The 15,446-nt window shown below is 47.9% G+C and carries 13 protein-coding genes; 6 read left to right on the forward strand and 7 right to left on the reverse strand.

Annotation, left to right across the window (positions count from 1 at the left end; genetic code table 11):
• The first annotated feature begins 411 nt into the window (after positions 1-411).
• From QZT94_RS02060 to QZT94_RS02075, 4 genes are all read left to right on the forward strand, one after another.
• A complete protein-coding gene (locus tag QZT94_RS02060) occupies positions 412-1,545 on the forward strand; it encodes a hypothetical protein (RefSeq protein WP_270625875.1) in 1,134 nt (377 codons plus the stop codon).
• Positions 1,535-2,200, forward strand: a complete 666-nt coding sequence (locus QZT94_RS02065; RefSeq protein WP_270625876.1) for a response regulator transcription factor — start codon at positions 1,535-1,537, stop codon at positions 2,198-2,200. The genes QZT94_RS02060 and QZT94_RS02065 overlap by 11 nt, the downstream gene beginning before the upstream one ends.
• Before the next feature lie 130 nt (positions 2,201-2,330).
• Positions 2,331-3,581, forward strand: coding sequence for an exonuclease SbcCD subunit D C-terminal domain-containing protein (locus tag QZT94_RS02070; protein ID WP_270625877.1), 1,251 nt, complete (start codon positions 2,331-2,333; stop codon positions 3,579-3,581).
• Positions 3,582-6,656: an SMC family ATPase gene (locus tag QZT94_RS02075; RefSeq protein WP_296760868.1), complete on the forward strand. Its 3,075-nt coding sequence runs from the start codon at positions 3,582-3,584 to the stop codon at positions 6,654-6,656.
• Between the two features lie 26 nt (positions 6,657-6,682).
• On the opposite strand, the gene QZT94_RS02080 is transcribed toward QZT94_RS02075, so the two are convergent.
• From QZT94_RS02080 to fdxA, 5 genes are all read right to left on the reverse strand, one after another.
• A complete protein-coding gene (locus QZT94_RS02080; protein WP_296760866.1) occupies positions 6,683-7,363 on the reverse strand; it encodes a metal-dependent transcriptional regulator in 681 nt (226 codons plus the stop codon).
• Positions 7,364-7,397: 34 nt separating this feature from the next.
• Entirely contained in the window at positions 7,398-8,066 is a 669-nt protein-coding gene (locus tag QZT94_RS02085) for a vitamin K epoxide reductase family protein (protein ID WP_270625883.1), read from the reverse strand.
• Positions 8,067-8,173: 107 nt separating this feature from the next.
• Positions 8,174-9,514, reverse strand: coding sequence for a citrate synthase (locus QZT94_RS02090; protein ID WP_296760864.1), 1,341 nt, complete (start codon positions 9,512-9,514; stop codon positions 8,174-8,176).
• 101 nt (positions 9,515-9,615) lie between these two features.
• The gene (dapC, locus tag QZT94_RS02095; protein WP_270625885.1) at positions 9,616-10,773 is read right to left on the reverse strand and encodes a succinyldiaminopimelate transaminase; all 1,158 of its coding nucleotides are present in this window, start codon (positions 10,771-10,773) and stop codon (positions 9,616-9,618) included.
• Positions 10,774-10,853: 80 nt separating this feature from the next.
• Positions 10,854-11,180 (reverse strand): ferredoxin, encoded by a 327-nt coding sequence (gene fdxA, locus QZT94_RS02100; RefSeq protein WP_072509576.1) that lies wholly within the window; start codon positions 11,178-11,180, stop codon positions 10,854-10,856.
• A gap of 38 nt (positions 11,181-11,218) precedes the next feature.
• On the opposite strand from fdxA, the gene QZT94_RS02105 reads away from it, so the two are divergent.
• Entirely contained in the window at positions 11,219-11,452 is a 234-nt protein-coding gene (locus tag QZT94_RS02105) for a hypothetical protein (RefSeq protein ID WP_270625886.1), read from the forward strand.
• A 25-nt stretch (positions 11,453-11,477) separates the two neighbouring features.
• Here QZT94_RS02105 and typA read toward each other — a convergent pair whose 3' ends face one another.
• On the reverse strand, positions 11,478-13,403 hold the full coding sequence (typA, locus tag QZT94_RS02110) for a translational GTPase TypA (protein ID WP_270625887.1): 1,926 nt from the start codon (positions 13,401-13,403) through the stop codon (positions 11,478-11,480).
• A gap of 170 nt (positions 13,404-13,573) precedes the next feature.
• On the reverse strand, positions 13,574-14,320 hold the full coding sequence (locus QZT94_RS02115; RefSeq protein WP_296760861.1) for a general stress protein: 747 nt from the start codon (positions 14,318-14,320) through the stop codon (positions 13,574-13,576).
• 189 nt (positions 14,321-14,509) lie between these two features.
• Here QZT94_RS02115 and QZT94_RS02120 point away from each other — a divergent pair.
• A partial coding sequence (locus QZT94_RS02120) for a magnesium transporter (RefSeq protein WP_296773143.1) occupies positions 14,510-15,446 on the forward strand: 937 nt, incomplete at its 3' end.

Below are 15,446 nucleotides of genomic sequence, written 5' to 3' on the forward strand. Positions count from 1 at the left end.
TCCTTTTCTTTTTCATTCCGTTTGGACTCTTTGAGAGTATTTGCGGACGGTAAATGTTGTACACCGACAAAAGTAGGTATTTCATACCGACAAATGTCGGTATACCTAAATGAACAGGATAAATAGGGTGAGCATTAAAAGAATGTATCTAGGAAAGGATAGACACCTATGGCCTCCCTTGCTTCTACACTAACCGGTCTAAGCTTTGCTTTAGTATTACAAGTTAGCATCCTTCAACCCTCTCCTACCTCACCGGATATGCACCCCATTAATAGCTATTCCCCGAGCGTCACAAAGATAATTAAGGAAATCGCGCAAGCTAGTACCCCAATCATATGTAAATCATTTCCGAGACTTTCGATATGCAATCAAAAGAAATGACCGACAGATTTAACGGTATAGTTAGAGCTGATGATTGACTCGATTCTTCAAACATTTGACCGCCCGAAGGTAACTAAAATAGTAGTTTTTACCTCTATTGCTATCCTCATCGGAGGCATAGAGCTATTTGACCTACAAAACACTCAATCTTATTCATATTATTTGACAGCATTAGGGTTGCTTACAGTATTCGCTCTTTCTGCTTGGAATACCGTTTTCGAGTTCATATTTATTACTACGAAAATACTGCTGACTGTCTTTAATCTTTTAGATCAGTTAGAAATGCTCGACATAGGAATATTTACTATTGTCGTGGTGTGGATAATACGCTCTTGGTTTTTACCCGCACTTGCTGTTCTGTTCCTAAATGAAACGATATCTTTTCTAGTTTCCGATATCCCTGAAGCACAACTGCTTAGTTCAATCATCAATATCCCCATAGTGGTTTCTATTGGTTTGGCTTTGTCCTGGCAAAAAGGAAAACGAATCCTGGCGGAAGCATCTAAAGAAAAAGCCCGACAAGCAAATCTAGATATCCGATCCGAACTCGCAAAACAGCTTCACGATACTACTGCTAAAGATATTGCTCATATAGCAATCATGCTGCAAGATTTTACTCAACAACACCCGGAACACTCTGGACAGTTGCGTCCCATTATTGATACTGCCTTCACCGCTTCTCGCCGTATTCGCCCGATGATTCTATCCTTAGATACTGAGGCAAAAGAACTATCGACATCTCAGGTTGTCCAACAAGTTGAGCAGATGCTTACCACCCGAAAAATCGCACTTGAGACAAGTATTGACAGCGAAATTGACAACAGTTTAGATAGTAAACTGTCCAAAAAGATAAACCTAGTTTTAAGAGAATGCGGAACCAACATATTAAAATACGCGCCACCTTCCTCTAACGCTAGCGTTGAAATTTATATCAATCATGCTAAAGAGCAAGTTACCGTCTCAATCATCAATCAAGTGGCTCCCGGTTCACATTTTACTGAAATAACTGGGGGATACGGTCTTCTTAATTTGAAACAACGCCTAGAGAGCGAAGGGGACAGCCTTGAGTTTACCCAGTTAGACGAAAGATGGATTATTAATGTCACTTTACAAATCAATCCCAGACCGCTTACCCACGAACAGGAGAACCTAGATGTCCACTGACTCCATTCGGATTCTATTGGCTGATGATGACGACATTATCCGTCAAGGCTTAGCTAATCTACTGTCCAACCAAGAAGACTTCGAAGTGGTAGCTACAGTCTCTAATGGTGCGCAAGTATTTGATGTGCTAGCCAAGCAACGTATCGACATTGCGCTATTGGATGTTGATATGCCAATCTTGAACGGGATTGAAACCGCCAAACGTATCAGCCAAGATTACCCCACGGTTAAGTCACTCATGCTAACTGCCTTTGAAAGTAAAGACTCATTGGCGCAGGCTATCGGTTCAGGGATATGTGGTTTTCTAACTAAAGATACTCCCCTTCCAGAGCTAGTTACTCTGATTCGTCAAGCCTACCGCGGTCAAATTGTAATGAGTCCCAAACCAACCGAACTAATGATGGTTAGCTATAAAGAGGGACAACAAGCAAGGGAAAAGTACGCTGATTTCATCCATAGTGTTGAAACTTTACCCGATTATTTACGCCCCACATTCAAATTGTTAATCAAAGCTCTAGCTAACAAAAACATTTCTAGAAAACTACATCTAAGTGAATCAACGGTACGATCCTATGTATCAGAAATACTTATGCGTACTGGCACGGCAACCAGAGCAGAACTAGCTATCACCGCCATTAAAGCCGGAATCCAGTAATCTGGGTCTCTATAGACTCATCTGCCACACTCTGGGGTGGAGGCTTAATCGCTCGTGCCTACTAGGTCTAGGAAAGTTTGACTATTAGCCAGAAAGCGTTTTATTTAATAATGCTTACTATTATGTTCTTATGAAGCTAATCCACACCTCCGATTGGCACGTGGGACGCACTCTCTATGGGGAAGATTTATCTGCGGCTCACCGTCAGTTCTTCTCTTTCCTCACTGAGCTGGTCAGGGAGGAAACTGTATCAGCAGTCCTAGTTTGTGGTGATATTTTCGATCGCGCTATCCCCTCGCTGGAATCTCTAGAAATCGTTTCCCAAGCCCTAAATGAACTAACAGAATTAACGACAGTAATCTTAACTCCCGGCAATCATGACAGTGCCGAAAGACTAGGTTTTCTCTCCCCTTACGTCAGCGGAAACCTCCATCTACGTACCTGCCTAGCCGATATTTCCCGACCGGTTGAAATAGGCAGCCAATCAGAAACCGTGCGAGTGTGGGGACTACCCTATCTGAATCCCGATATGGTACGTACCAGCCTCTATGACGGATACCCAGATACCGAGATAACTGCTAACCAAAAAACCGAGGCGGAAGCAGCTGAAATCCCTCGGCTCCCTCGTTCCCATACAGCAGTTATTGCAGCCGCCATGCGTAAAATCGCTAAAGCCCAACGCGCCCTCACCACTCCGGCTCGCACAATCATTATGGCTCATGCTTTCGCAGTGGGAGCCGCACCGTCCGACAGTGAACGTGACATTACCGTGGGAACAGTTCCGGCAGTTCCTCTAGACGTATTTGAATGCTACGGCATGAACCATCCGGCGGAAAACCAGATTTTACCTGCCCCTGATTACCTAGCCTTAGGTCACCTGCACGTACCACAAAGACTAAAAACCAAACTTAGCAGTGGGCGCTATAGCGGCTCGCCAATAGCTTTCTCATTCTCGGAATGCCACACTCCAAAATCGGTGGTGCTTTTAGATACCGCCGCCAAAAACTTAGACCCACAGTTAATTCCCACTCCGGTCTATAGACCCCTAGCCCGGATAAAAGACTCGTTTGAAAACCTGATTAGCAGCACAAAATATAGTGAATACTCTTCTTACTGGTTGGAAATAACAGTCACGGATACTCAACGCCCAGAGCAAATGGTAACCAAGCTGAAGCAACGCTACCCGCACGCCCTCGCAATGCTGCACGAAAGCACCCAGGTAAGTGGCGATATTCAACATCGCGCGTTACAGACAAACCAACATAGACCCGCAGCCCTGGCAAAAGACTTCTTTAGTCTTGCTCGCCATGGACAACAGTTAAGCGACAGCGAAAACCAGCTAATTGAACAGGTATATGAGCAGGTGCGAGAGGAAATCTAAATGCGGATATTAAAGCTCAGCTTCGAGGCAGTGGGGCCTTTTGGCGGTAGGCAAACTATTGACTTTACCAAACTGGGTACCGCAACCGGTTTGTTCCTGATTCACGGGCCAACCGGTTCGGGTAAATCCACTATCCTCGATGCCATTGTTTTCGCCCTCTATAACGATGTAGCTTTAGAATCCAGTTCCTCAAAAAGCCGGATGCGCTCTGACTATGCCCAAGCGGATCAAATCAGCTGGGTAGAGCTTGATTTTGAGGCACGCGGACAGCTATTTCGAGTGCGGCGCGTCCCTCAATATACCCGAGCTAAACATCGCGGAACAGGAACCACGCTACAACCAGCGCAAGCCACTTTATGGCGTTTATCCGCTGAGGGTATTCCCCAGGCAGATGCGATAGCTGCTAAGCCCCAAACTGTTAATCAGGAACTGGTCGGCCATATTCTTCCCCTGTCGAAAACCCAGTTCTTACAGACAGTAATCCTGCCTCAAGGGGCATTCTCCCGTTTCTTACGCGCCAGCTCTGATGAACGACAAGATATTTTGCAGCGTATTTTTGGTACTCGGATTTTTGCCCTAATGCAAAAAGAGTTCATTGAAAGAGCCCAGCAAGCCAAACTAAACACCAAAACTGAATCAAAAGAACTGGCTAGTAAACTAACGCTTTTTACGGAAAACTGGAAAAATCTAGAAGACTCTCTCGGCACGCCTAGCAGCGATTTTACCTCTTTCAATGAAAGCCTAGCAGCCCTGCCAGATGTCCTAGATGAGCAGATTATCAAGTCATGGAACAGGGTCTACTCGCTGCCCACCAAAGAAGCAGACCCGTGGATTAGTGAGCATACGGCACAGCTTCAGGCAGCAAGTCAGGGTTATCAAAACGCCCTCGAAAAGCTAGAAAAAGCTAAAACCCTAGCCCAAGATCTTAACGAACTTAATCACTTGCTTGCGGACGAGAAAAGGCTAACAGCTGAGCAAGACAAAATAATATCTAATAAGGAAAAAATATCTAATCATCAGCGCGCAGCCCGCATAAAACCTGCCTCAGATTTGTGCGCTCATTACCAGGCTCAACTAGAAGTATCCCGTCAGAAACTACAGGAAATATTAGCAGCAGAATCCTTCATTTCTCTGGACTTTACTGTAGGAAAAGATAAACTGTCTCTCGCTGATTTCAGTGAAAAGGTATCCAAGGCAAGTAAAGAAATCGCTAAGGAACTGGGTGCTCTCACTCCCCTGATTGAGCGTCAAAAAAGAATCCAGGCTTTAAAAACTGAAGCTAGAAACAGCACCAAGTCCTATATAGAAATTTTGCGTCAATGCGCATTAATATCCAAAGATATTTCGCAACTAATTCCCCAGATTCGCACCCAAAAAATCCATAAAATGCGCCTTGAACGCGAACAGCTTTATTTAGAGCAAGCACGTGAAAAACAGATAGAACTACAAAAATACCAGGGTGAACGTAAACATTTTCTGAATGATTTTCAACGTTTCAATAGAATACAAAAAGAGTTTAATACCCTGCAAGCAGACGCTCAGAAAATAGCCCAAGACGCTGCCGAATATGAACGCGAATTCTTTGTAGATTCGGCGATCGTATTAGCCGATAAGTTAGTAGCTAACCACCCCTGCCCGGTGTGCGGATCACGCACCCACCCGCAGGTTGCCCAGGGAAAAGCATCACCCCATTATTCCCTGGCAGGACTGACAAAAATCCGCAACCAACGAGCCCAAGCGATAACCGCCGTCCGACAAAAAAGGTTGCAACTACGCGAAGAACACTCTCGCTTGAAAGGTGTGCTTGGAGGTCTTAGAAATAGCTTCCCAGGAAATGCCGATAGGATTATTGCCCGAGTGGATTATCTGCAAAAACAAGCAAAAGAGCTGAAAACCTATAATAATCGGATAAAACAATTAGAATTCCAAGGGCGTAAATATAAAGATAATCTACGGGATTTAATCGGTAAAGCCCAATTGCAAAAAACTAATACTCAAAATGCTTTACGTCAAATAAGGGAAATTGAAAATGAAGTCGCTATTTCTTCTCCAGGTGAAAATCTTTTTACCCGTCAAAAAGAGCTAAATGATGAGCAACATAAACTAACGGTGTTATTTCAGGCAATCCAACAGACCAGAACGGATGAAATCAAATTTAGCCAAGCAAACCTACGGTTAAAAGAATCATTAAACACAGAAAACTTCTTTAGCGCTGAACAGGCAAAGCAGGTCCTCCTGGAAGAAACTACCTATGAAAAGCTAGTTGTGCAAAGCGAGGAATGGGAAAACGCCTATCAGGCAAACCAAGTGAAACTAAGCTCACCGCGGATAGCGAAGCTTAGACAGCAAGCCCCCGCCCCTCCGGATTTAACGGCATTAGAAACCAAAGTCGAAATAGAAAAAACGCTTTTTGAAAAACGACAGGCAACCCTGAGCCAGGTTCACGAACAGTTACGGACAGTAAACAGCGCCGCCCGCTCCCTAAAAACTGCCAGTAGGAAGTATTTGAAGCATATTAGCGACGCATCAGAACTGATTACTTTGGCAAACCTCGCTAAAGGGGAAGGATCTTCCGCTTTAAAGTCCCCCTTAGCGACTTGGGTTTTGCTTGATCGTTTCCAAGAGGTGTTGGGTATTGCAAACCCCTATTTAGGGAAAATCTCGGCTGGGCGTTACTCTCTTTCACGTAGTGATAGCGAATCTTCTCGTCGCCGCAATCAAGCATTATCCCTGGTAGTCACCGACCATTTCTCGGGTAAAGTTCGCGAGGTTTCCGCCCTATCGGGCGGGGAGCTATTTTACTGTTCCTTATCTTTGGCTTTAGGTCTGTCCGAGGTGGTAACCGCACAGGCGGGTGGAGTCGAGATTTCTTCTATGTTTATTGATGAGGGTTTTGGTACTCTTGACGACACGAAACGTTCCCTGGTGATGGAGGCGCTGCAATCAACATCAGTTTCGGGCAGAACTGTGGGCTTAATCAGTCATGTAGGTTCTCTGCGTTCAGAAATTACTGATCAGATTGAAGTGGTTTTCACCCGCGAGAAAGGCTCAACCCTGAGGATTACCGGGAACTAAAGCCGGATACCGAAAACCGGAATTCTTTAGTCGGTTACCCAAATGGCTTTAACGGCTGGTTTACCTAAAGTAACCTGATGGTTATTGATTTTTAGCTGCATTATTCCGGCTTCCGGAATTTTCTCGATTGGGGTGAGGACGACCCCGGGGACCACCCCTACGGACTGTAAGAATCTAAGCAAAGCCGGGTTAATGTCATTTATGCGCGCAACTGTGGCAGATGTATTTAGGGGCGCTTCAGATAAGGGGCGAGTAGATACTGGAGGGATATCGCCCTCAATAGTGGGAATGGGGTCGCCGTGGGGATCGTTTTTAGGATGCCCCAAGGCTTTATCCATGGCAGCAATAAGCTTGTCTGATGCGGCGTGTTCTAGTATCTCGGCTTCACAGTGAACCTGATCCCAGGGGTAGCCCAGTTTTTGATGCAGATAGGTTTCGAGGATACGATGCTTGCGCACCATTTTTAAGGCTAGTTTTCGCCCTCTCTCGGTCAGAGATATTCCCCGATAGGGCGCGTGGGTAATTAACCCTAGTTTATCTAGGCGGCGAACATTTTCTGAGGCAGTTGAGGGAGCAACCCCCATTCTTTCGGCTAGTCCGGATACGGATAGGGATTTGCCTCCCCATTCGCTAGCTCCTAGAAGATTTTTTAAATAGTCTTCTACTACCCGGGAAGTATCAGCGTTGCTGTCAGTTTCCCTACTCATTTACTCCCCCTGTTTGCCTGGCTATTTTACCTGTTTAGAGGCGGAAAATTTGCATTCCAAAAACTTGGAATAGGAGGGCGAAGATTGCCGCGATTGTTAGCAGTGCTCCCAGCCACCAATATCCTACTAGAGCGCGGCGAATCCCTTTAAGAGGACGAGCCGGGCTAGCTGCTTGGCGTACTAGAATAGCATAGGATAGCCAGGCGAGAAAAATAGTTGCCAACCAGGTTAGAAAACAGTAGGGACACAGTGAATGTAGGCTAAACGCCGAGGTAAACAAGAAAAAGATTACGGATAGTAAACCAAAGCTGGTTCCAATACAAAAAATCACTAATCCCCATTTTGGCAGGTATTTGCCGCATAACAGATAGATTGCAACGATGATTAGCCCCAAGAATAACGCCATACCAAAAATCGAATTTGGGATACCGAAAACTAGGTGACCTACCGGCGAATCCATCGCGCCCCGACAATCCACCACCTGGTTCAGGGAGCAGCCCAGCCCGAGCTGCGGATGGGCACGGTGAATCATTTCGGTACGCCACAGCTGCGCCGAAGCCATAAATCCGAGTGCCGAAAAAAGGATAATCCAAATACTGTATGCACGCGGTAAATATCCGCTGCGCATTTTCGGAGATGGTGAAAGCGGGTCGGCATAAAAACTTAGTTCTGACGATGACAGGGCTTCTTCAGTTTCGACCATGTTTCCCCTTTGTTGCTATTTACACCTGCACATTATCTAGCATAATGGGCAAATCAAAAACCGTGAGATTCCCGTGAATAGACCCGAGGATTTGTTTTATCGAATTTCTATTTTGCTTCTCGCATACGTAAGGGCACATAGTCGCGCTTTGGCTCTCCCTGGTAAACCTGGCGAGGACGACCGATACGGGTCATGGGGTCATGGAGCATTTCGATATATTGAGAAATCCAACCCGGCAGTCGCCCTAGCGCAAACAGTGGGGTGAACATCTTGGTGGGGAATCCCATTGCGGAATAAATCAAGCCGGTATAAAAATCGACATTTGGGTATAGTTTGCGTTCAATGAAATAGTCATCTGAGAGTGCCACCTGTTCTAGTTCCATAGCCAAATCAAACAGGTCATTGTTTTTTCCCATCCGCTCAAGCACTTTGTGTGCCTGTTCTCTGACAATTGCTGCCCGGGGGTCATAGTTTTTGTAAACTCGATGACCAAAACCCATTAGCTTAACGCCCTGTTCCTTATTTTTGACTTTTTCAACAAAGTCTTGAATGGACAACTTACTGTCCCGGATATTAATCAGCATCCTGAGTACGGCTTCATTAGCGCCCCCATGCAACGGACCGGACAACGCCCCCACCCCCGCGGCTATGGAAGCATACATATTTGCATTCGCCGAACCTACCAGGCGCACCGTGGAAGTCGAACAGTTTTGTTCATGATCAGCATGCAAAATAAACAGTACTTCTAGGGCGCGAATAATCGCCGGGTCAATATCGTATGACTGGTAGGGTAAACCGAAAGTCAAACGAATAAAGTCCTCTACATAGGAGCGTTCGTTATCCGGATAGAGCAATGGCAGACCAGCGGCACGTTTGGCAATATAAGAAATCATGGTCGGGACTTTTGCCAGCAGCTGCACTGCCTGAATTTCTTGCAATTCTAGGTCATGTACATCGGCAAAAGTATCTTCATAATAGGTGGCCATCCCGGCAATGCCGCCCTGCAAAATAGCCATCGGGTGACCATTGGAGGGGAAAGCGGTAAAAAATGCCCTAAAGTCTTCGTGCAAGAGCCTTTGACGCTTAACTCGCCTAACGAACTCATCTAGTTGCGTTGAGGTAGGAAGTTCTCCTTTAATCAGCAAATATGCAACTTCCAGGAAGCTGGAGTGGTTTGCCAGCTGGTCAATCGGATATCCCCGGTAACGCAGCACCCCTTTACCACCATCAATGAAGGTCACTTTGGAAGTACAAGAAGCGGTAGTGGAAAACCCGGGATCTAACGCAACCAGACCGCTTTCTCCCCGAAGTTTAGACACGTCAATTCCCCGGTCACCGCAGGTTGCCTTGACGGGAGGGAATTGAATAGTTTTACCATCAACTTGCAAAATGCCTGGTTGGCGGTCGAAATCATTTAAGGTTTGGGCATTTCCTAAACTTTCAGCCATTTCGACAACCTTCCCAAGGGAGATAGCTAACGCCGCCCCCTATTTAATATGCAGGACTTATCGCCCTCAAGACTATACCATGTTCGTAAAGACTTCACCATTTAAAATGATTGTTCTAAACGCCTAGCCGCTTTCTTAATATCCTCATCTTTTACGCACAGCGCCACCCTAACATGCTTGCCGGGACGGCAGTTATAGAAACTTTCTGGGGCTACAATTAGACCAATTTTAGAAAGCTTATCCAGCAGACGCCAATCTGCTCCCTGACCAGAGCGCACCCGCGAGTCCGCCCTATCAGCAGGATCATAAACCCAGAGGTATAGACCCGCCTCGCAGTCATCCTCTATTTTTAACCCCGCCCGCGAAATCGCCGCCCCCAACACTTCGCGCCGCCATTGATAGCGAGCCACCTGTTTACCAACATGCTCCCTATCTAAAAGCACCCCCGCAAGTGCCTGCTGCACCATAGCGGGCATCATTTGCCCCATATGTTTACGTACTGAAAGTAAAGCTGAAACCAAGTCTCGGTCTCCGGCTACAAAAGCCGCGCGGTATCCTGCCAGATTAGATTCCTTCGATACCGAATAAACCAATAGCAGGTTCTCGCTAGTGCCCCCACACACGTCCTCGTCCAAGATTGAGGGCACCGGCTCGCCCACCCCGTAAGTGAGCTCGGCATAGCACTCATCGGAAGCAACTATCGCGCCTACCTGTCGCGCCCAGGAAACCACCTGTCGCAACCAATCTTTACTTCCCACCCAGCCGGTAGGATTAGCGGGGCTATTTATCCACACCAAAGCGGCATCACGTGGCCAAGTAGAAATATCGGAAGAAACCGCGATTCCCTTAGCCCCAGCCAATCGGGCACAAATATCGTAAGTCGGGTAGGCAATATCTGGGAATAAAACCGTATCTGTACTGCCGAGCCCTAACTGCCACCCCAACGAAGCCACCAGTTCTTTAGAACCTACCGTTGGTAGACAAGAATCCTCATCAATACACCTAATATTCCGAGTGCGCGCCCAGCTACAAATAGCATTTCGCAGCAAATCACTGCCCGCCACCGGAGGATAGCCGGGACTATTAGCGGCCTGAGAAAGTCCCGCCAGGGCAGGAGGCGGGCAATCATCGACCGGAGTCCCGATAGATAAATCTACCGCCCCACCCTCGCAAGCAGCGGCTTTAACCCGATAGGGCGTGAGCAAATCCCAAGGAAAAACCGGCAAATCTAGAGGACGGGGAAATCTAGTGTTTCTCATGTTCCCAGCCTAAGACAGCGGTAGGGCAAAAATCCCTCGCGTCCACCAGAAAAAGTGAAACGGGTAATGCGTCCGTAAAACTATTCCGCGCGGGGAGGAAGCTTTTCAACCATAGGATCGTCATATCCCGTAGGTCCCACACTGGAAGCCCCCCCGGGAGAGCCTAAATCTTTAAGATCGAAAAAGTCAGTATTCGCGCGATAGTAATCAGACCATTCCTCAGGTAAATCGTCCTCATAGAAAATAGCTTCCACCGGACAAACCGGTTCACAAGCCCCACAATCCACGCATTCTTCAGGGTGAATATAAAGAGTACGTTTACCTTCGTAAATACAATCCACTGGGCATTCATCAACGCAAGCGCGATCTTTAACATCTACGCATGGTTCCGCAATCACGTAAGTCATTTACTCTCCTTAAGTATCGATATTGCTAGTATCTCACTATGAACTTAGTAGGCAATCAAAAACCGCCGCCCCGTTTGCCTTGGATGTCTTGGAAAGTCGGAGAACGGGTGGTACTGCGTAGACGAGAAGCCGATGGGCTCTATGACGCTCTTGGGGAAGTCCTGGACGTAAGCCCTGCTAGCGTCACTATTTTGACCCGCAAAGGACCGGTAACAGTTCCGGCAGAAAAAATGGTGACCGGAAAAAGAGTCCCGCCTGCGCCAAAAATCTAGCCCGATTCTCGTCTCTCAAAATCTGCTATTCGTCGCGTTCCTGGCGGCGCCGACGCGAAGCAATTTTGAAACGATCTTGCGCACTTAATACCACTTTGCGGATTCGGATTTCTTCCGGGGTAACCTCCACGCATTCGTCCTCGGCCGCAAATTCCAAAGACTCTTCCAAGGTGAGCATGCGCGGCGGAATCAGCCCCTCATAGGCTTCCGCAGTAGACGAGCGCATATTGGTTTGTTTCTTTTCGCGAGTGATATTAACGTCCATATCCTCCCCGCGCGGGTTTTCGGCCACCACTTGCCCCTCGTAAACCTCACTAGCGGGTTGAATAATGAAACTACCGCGTTCTTGCAGCTGAATCATAGCGTAAGGCGTAGATTTCCCGGCGCGATCTGAAACCAAAGAGCCGCTTTGACGGCGCGTAATAGCACCCTGCCAAGGGGCATAGCCGTCCGCAATAGAAGAAGCAATCCCCGAGCCACGAGTTTCGGTTAAGAACTTGGAACGGAATGAAATCAGCCCGCGAGCAGGAACCCGGAAAATCAGGCGCACCCAACCGGTGCCGTGATTAGACATGGTCTGCAATTTACCTTTACGTGCCGCCATCAGTTCGGTAACTTTACCCAGGTATTCTTCCGGCACATCGATGGTCATTAGTTCCATAGGTTCACAGGTCTTCCCATCGATTTCTTTGGTAACTACCTGCGGTTTTCCGGCTGTTAGCTCGAAGCCTTCTCGGCGCATTTGCTCAATTAGAATCGCTAGCGCCAGTTCCCCACGCCCTTGAACTTCCCAGGCATCGGGGCGTTCGGTTGGGAGCACCCGCAAAGACACGTTACCGATTAGCTCGCGGTCTAAACGGTCTTTAACTTGGCGGGCAGTGAGCTTGTGTCCTTTGACTTTTCCGGCCAGCGGAGAGGTGTTAGTTCCGATAGTCATCGAGATAGCCGGATCATCTACCGTGATTAAGGGTAGCGGCTGGGGATTATCCAAATCTACTAGGGATTCTCCGATGGTAATGTCCGGGATACCTGCCACTGCCACAATGTCTCCGGCGTGGGCTTCACTCACGCTTTGGCGTTCCAAACCGAAGGTGGCTAGCAGCTCGGTTAGTTTCACATTGGTTATTGAACCATCCTGGCGAGCCCACCCTACTTGTTCGCCTTGTCGCAAAGTACCGTTGTGAATCCGCAGCAGAGCCAAGCGTCCTAGGAAAGGGGAAGAGTCCAGGTTAGTTACGTGGGCAGCCAGGGGAGCTTGCGGGTCGTATTCGGGGCCAGGTATCCGGTTAATGATTGCGTCAAATAGGTCGTGCAGGTCATTTCCGGGGAGTTCACCGCGGCCGGGTTTTTTCCACGAACAACATCCGGCTTTCGCCGAGCAGTAGAGCACTGGAACATCGAGCAGAGCATCTAAATCTACTTCTTCACCCTCATCAACTAGGTCTTGAGCCAGGGACAAAAGCAGGTCCACAGTTTCGGCTTCAACCTCGTCGATACGCGAATCTGGGCGGTCTACCTTATTTATCACTACGATTACGGGTAGGCGTGCCGCTAGGGCTTTGCGCAGTACGAAACGAGTTTGTGGTAGGGGTCCTTCGGCGGCATCTACTAACAGCACTACCCCATCCACCATTGAGAGGGCGCGCTCTACTTCCCCACCAAAATCGGCGTGACCGGGGGTATCTACTACGTTAATGGTAATCCCCTCGCTCACTCCGACCTTTTGAGCGGCTTTACCCGCATAGTGAACGGCAGTGTTTTTTGCCAGGATAGTAATCCCTTTTTCCCGTTCGAGATCACCAGAATCCATCACCCGTTCCCCGGTTTTTTCTACACTCGCGTGGTCTCCGAATGCTCCGGACTGCCAAAGCATTTTGTCCACTAGGGTAGTTTTCCCGTGGTCTACGTGGGCAACGATTGCCACATTCCGCAAATCCTGGCGAACTTCCATTCGCGCCTCCTTATAGCCGTTCCAAGTGGTATCTCGGACATGAAAAAACCGGCGGGATTAGAACCTGCGCCGGAACTAAAATAAATATACCTCTACCAGCTCTACCAGTACTAACGGACGTCATTTAAGTCACTGTTTGTACCGAGCCAATCCGGCGTTTATCCGGGTGGCTAGCTTTTTAGCCCTTTAGAAGGAGTTTCCTCTATCTGAGGAGAATCTTGCGCATTATTTCCGGTAGCGCCCTGACTAACTTGATCGTTAGCACCAAGGATATTTGCCGAATCCGAGTCATCTTTTGCCTGTGCTTGTTGTTCACGAAGTTGCCTGCGTGCATCAGGACTAAGGCGCACTCCGAAACGAGGTTGCTCATTTGTCCCCGAACCGAACTCGCTGGGAGAATTAGTGACGGCGGTGGGGGTATCTTGTTCGATTACTGCGGTTTGAAAACGGGGATTATCCAATAGAAACCTGCGAGCCGTAAAATAGTCTTCCCGAACCATTAACACCTGTTCTTGAGCGGTAAAGGCGGAAGAGAAAGCGATGGGTGCGCCGGTAGCGGAAGAATGAATTGCCCAGGCTATCAACCGTTCTATCGCTCTTAAAAACGCGAATGTAAACACCACTAGAGGAGCAAATACCGACAGGGCAGGTTTCCAAATCATAAACAGGAGAGCAAAAAATATCCCCATAATTAGCCCGCGGATAAACCCGGAAATCATGGCTTTAGGCCAGGTTACTGTCCCTAGAACTTGGTTTGAGCGGGTCAATCCCCGTTCTTGCAAAACCAGATTTTGGATAGGGAAATCTTTGGATTTCAAATAATTAATGGCTTCTTCTGCGCTTTCTCGGGAAGAAAAAATCGCTAAGTCCTGCCCGGTGGGAGCGGTAGTTATCATACGGTTTGGAATTAGAGCCATAGCCACAGTTTGCCTTTTAAGCTGCTTAAATGCAAAAGCGATTAGCGTAGAACAGGCGGGTTTAGCCAGGGGCGAATCAGCGTCTAATCTGGGGCAGATCTTAGAAGCCTAAAAGATAAAATGATATTAAAAACTGACTATTAAGTTTTACAGCTTTACCGGTGCGAATCTTCACGTAAAGTTAGAGTTATGGAGCACGTCAAGCACTCAATCAAACCTATCGGTTCACGGGTTTTTATCGGGAAACTGGCGGGAACCCGCGTATTCGACCCGGTCGGAGACAATATTGGGCGAGTAACCGATGTCATCACGGTGCTACGCTTTACCGGACTGCCAACCGTGGTGGGATTAGTAGTTGAAGTTGCCACCCACCGGCGCGTATTTGTCCCTGTAACCCGAATAGTGGCTATCGCACCGGGACAGGTCATCACCACCGGATTAGTTAATATCCGCCAGTTTAGACAGCGAGTTGCAGAAACCATGGTGATGGGCGAACTCATGGATCGGGTGCTGTCGATGCGGGACGGTTCTGGAGAGGTAAAAATCCAGGATATGTGTATGGAGCAAGATGACCGTCGCGACTGGTATATAACTAAGCTCTATGTGCAACGCATTACTTCGGCACTGGCTCTTAGCCGCGGCGAAACCCTACTTGTTGATCCTTCAGAGGTAACCCACCTGCGTAAATCAGTTCTTCCTCAGGAAGCCACCACCCTCTTAACCCAATTAGAGGACGCAAAAGCCGCAGATGTGGCAGATGTTCTCGCTGACCTTCCTGAAGAGCGCCGTATCGAAGTAGCAGCGCAGTTAGGAGATGAACGATTAGCCGATGTCCTTGAAGAGCTGGGGCAAGAGGATCGAGTTTCGATTTTAACTTCTTTAGATGTTGCCAGAGCTGCCGATGTTTTAGATGTGATGCAACCAGATGATGCCACTGACCTAGTAAATGAGCTACCAGAAAAGCAGGCGCAAATTTTATTGGCCGAGATGGAACCGGAGGAAGCAGAGGACGTGCGCCGCCTAATGGCCTATGGCGAACGCACTGCGGGTGGTCTAATGACCACTACCCCGGTGATTTTGCCCCCGGACGCCGATGTTGCCACCCTGCTAGCCCATGTGCGCCGCC

The sequence above is a fragment of the Varibaculum sp. genome (assembly GCF_008661855.1).
GTDB lineage: Bacteria > Actinomycetota > Actinomycetes > Actinomycetales > Actinomycetaceae > Varibaculum > Varibaculum timonense_A.

Bases quoted from the DNA above. Each gene is read 5' to 3' on its own strand.
- QZT94_RS02060 (WP_270625875.1), top strand. From the start codon at position 412: ATGATTGACTCGATTCTTCAAACATTTGACCGCCCGAAGGTAACTAAA.
- QZT94_RS02065 (WP_270625876.1), top strand. From the start codon at position 1,535: ATGTCCACTGACTCCATTCGGATTCTATTGGCTGATGATGACGACATT.
- QZT94_RS02070 (WP_270625877.1), top strand. From the start codon at position 2,331: ATGAAGCTAATCCACACCTCCGATTGGCACGTGGGACGCACTCTCTAT.
- QZT94_RS02075 (WP_296760868.1), top strand. From the start codon at position 3,582: ATGCGGATATTAAAGCTCAGCTTCGAGGCAGTGGGGCCTTTTGGCGGT.
- QZT94_RS02080 (WP_296760866.1), bottom strand. From the start codon at position 7,363: ATGAGTAGGGAAACTGACAGCAACGCTGATACTTCCCGGGTAGTAGAA.
- QZT94_RS02085 (WP_270625883.1), bottom strand. From the start codon at position 8,066: ATGGTCGAAACTGAAGAAGCCCTGTCATCGTCAGAACTAAGTTTTTAT.
- QZT94_RS02090 (WP_296760864.1), bottom strand. From the start codon at position 9,514: ATGGCTGAAAGTTTAGGAAATGCCCAAACCTTAAATGATTTCGACCGC.
- dapC (WP_270625885.1), bottom strand. From the start codon at position 10,773: ATGAGAAACACTAGATTTCCCCGTCCTCTAGATTTGCCGGTTTTTCCT.
- fdxA (WP_072509576.1), bottom strand. From the start codon at position 11,180: ATGACTTACGTGATTGCGGAACCATGCGTAGATGTTAAAGATCGCGCT.
- QZT94_RS02105 (WP_270625886.1), top strand. From the start codon at position 11,219: ATGAACTTAGTAGGCAATCAAAAACCGCCGCCCCGTTTGCCTTGGATG.
- typA (WP_270625887.1), bottom strand. From the start codon at position 13,403: ATGGAAGTTCGCCAGGATTTGCGGAATGTGGCAATCGTTGCCCACGTA.
- QZT94_RS02115 (WP_296760861.1), bottom strand. From the start codon at position 14,320: ATGGCTCTAATTCCAAACCGTATGATAACTACCGCTCCCACCGGGCAG.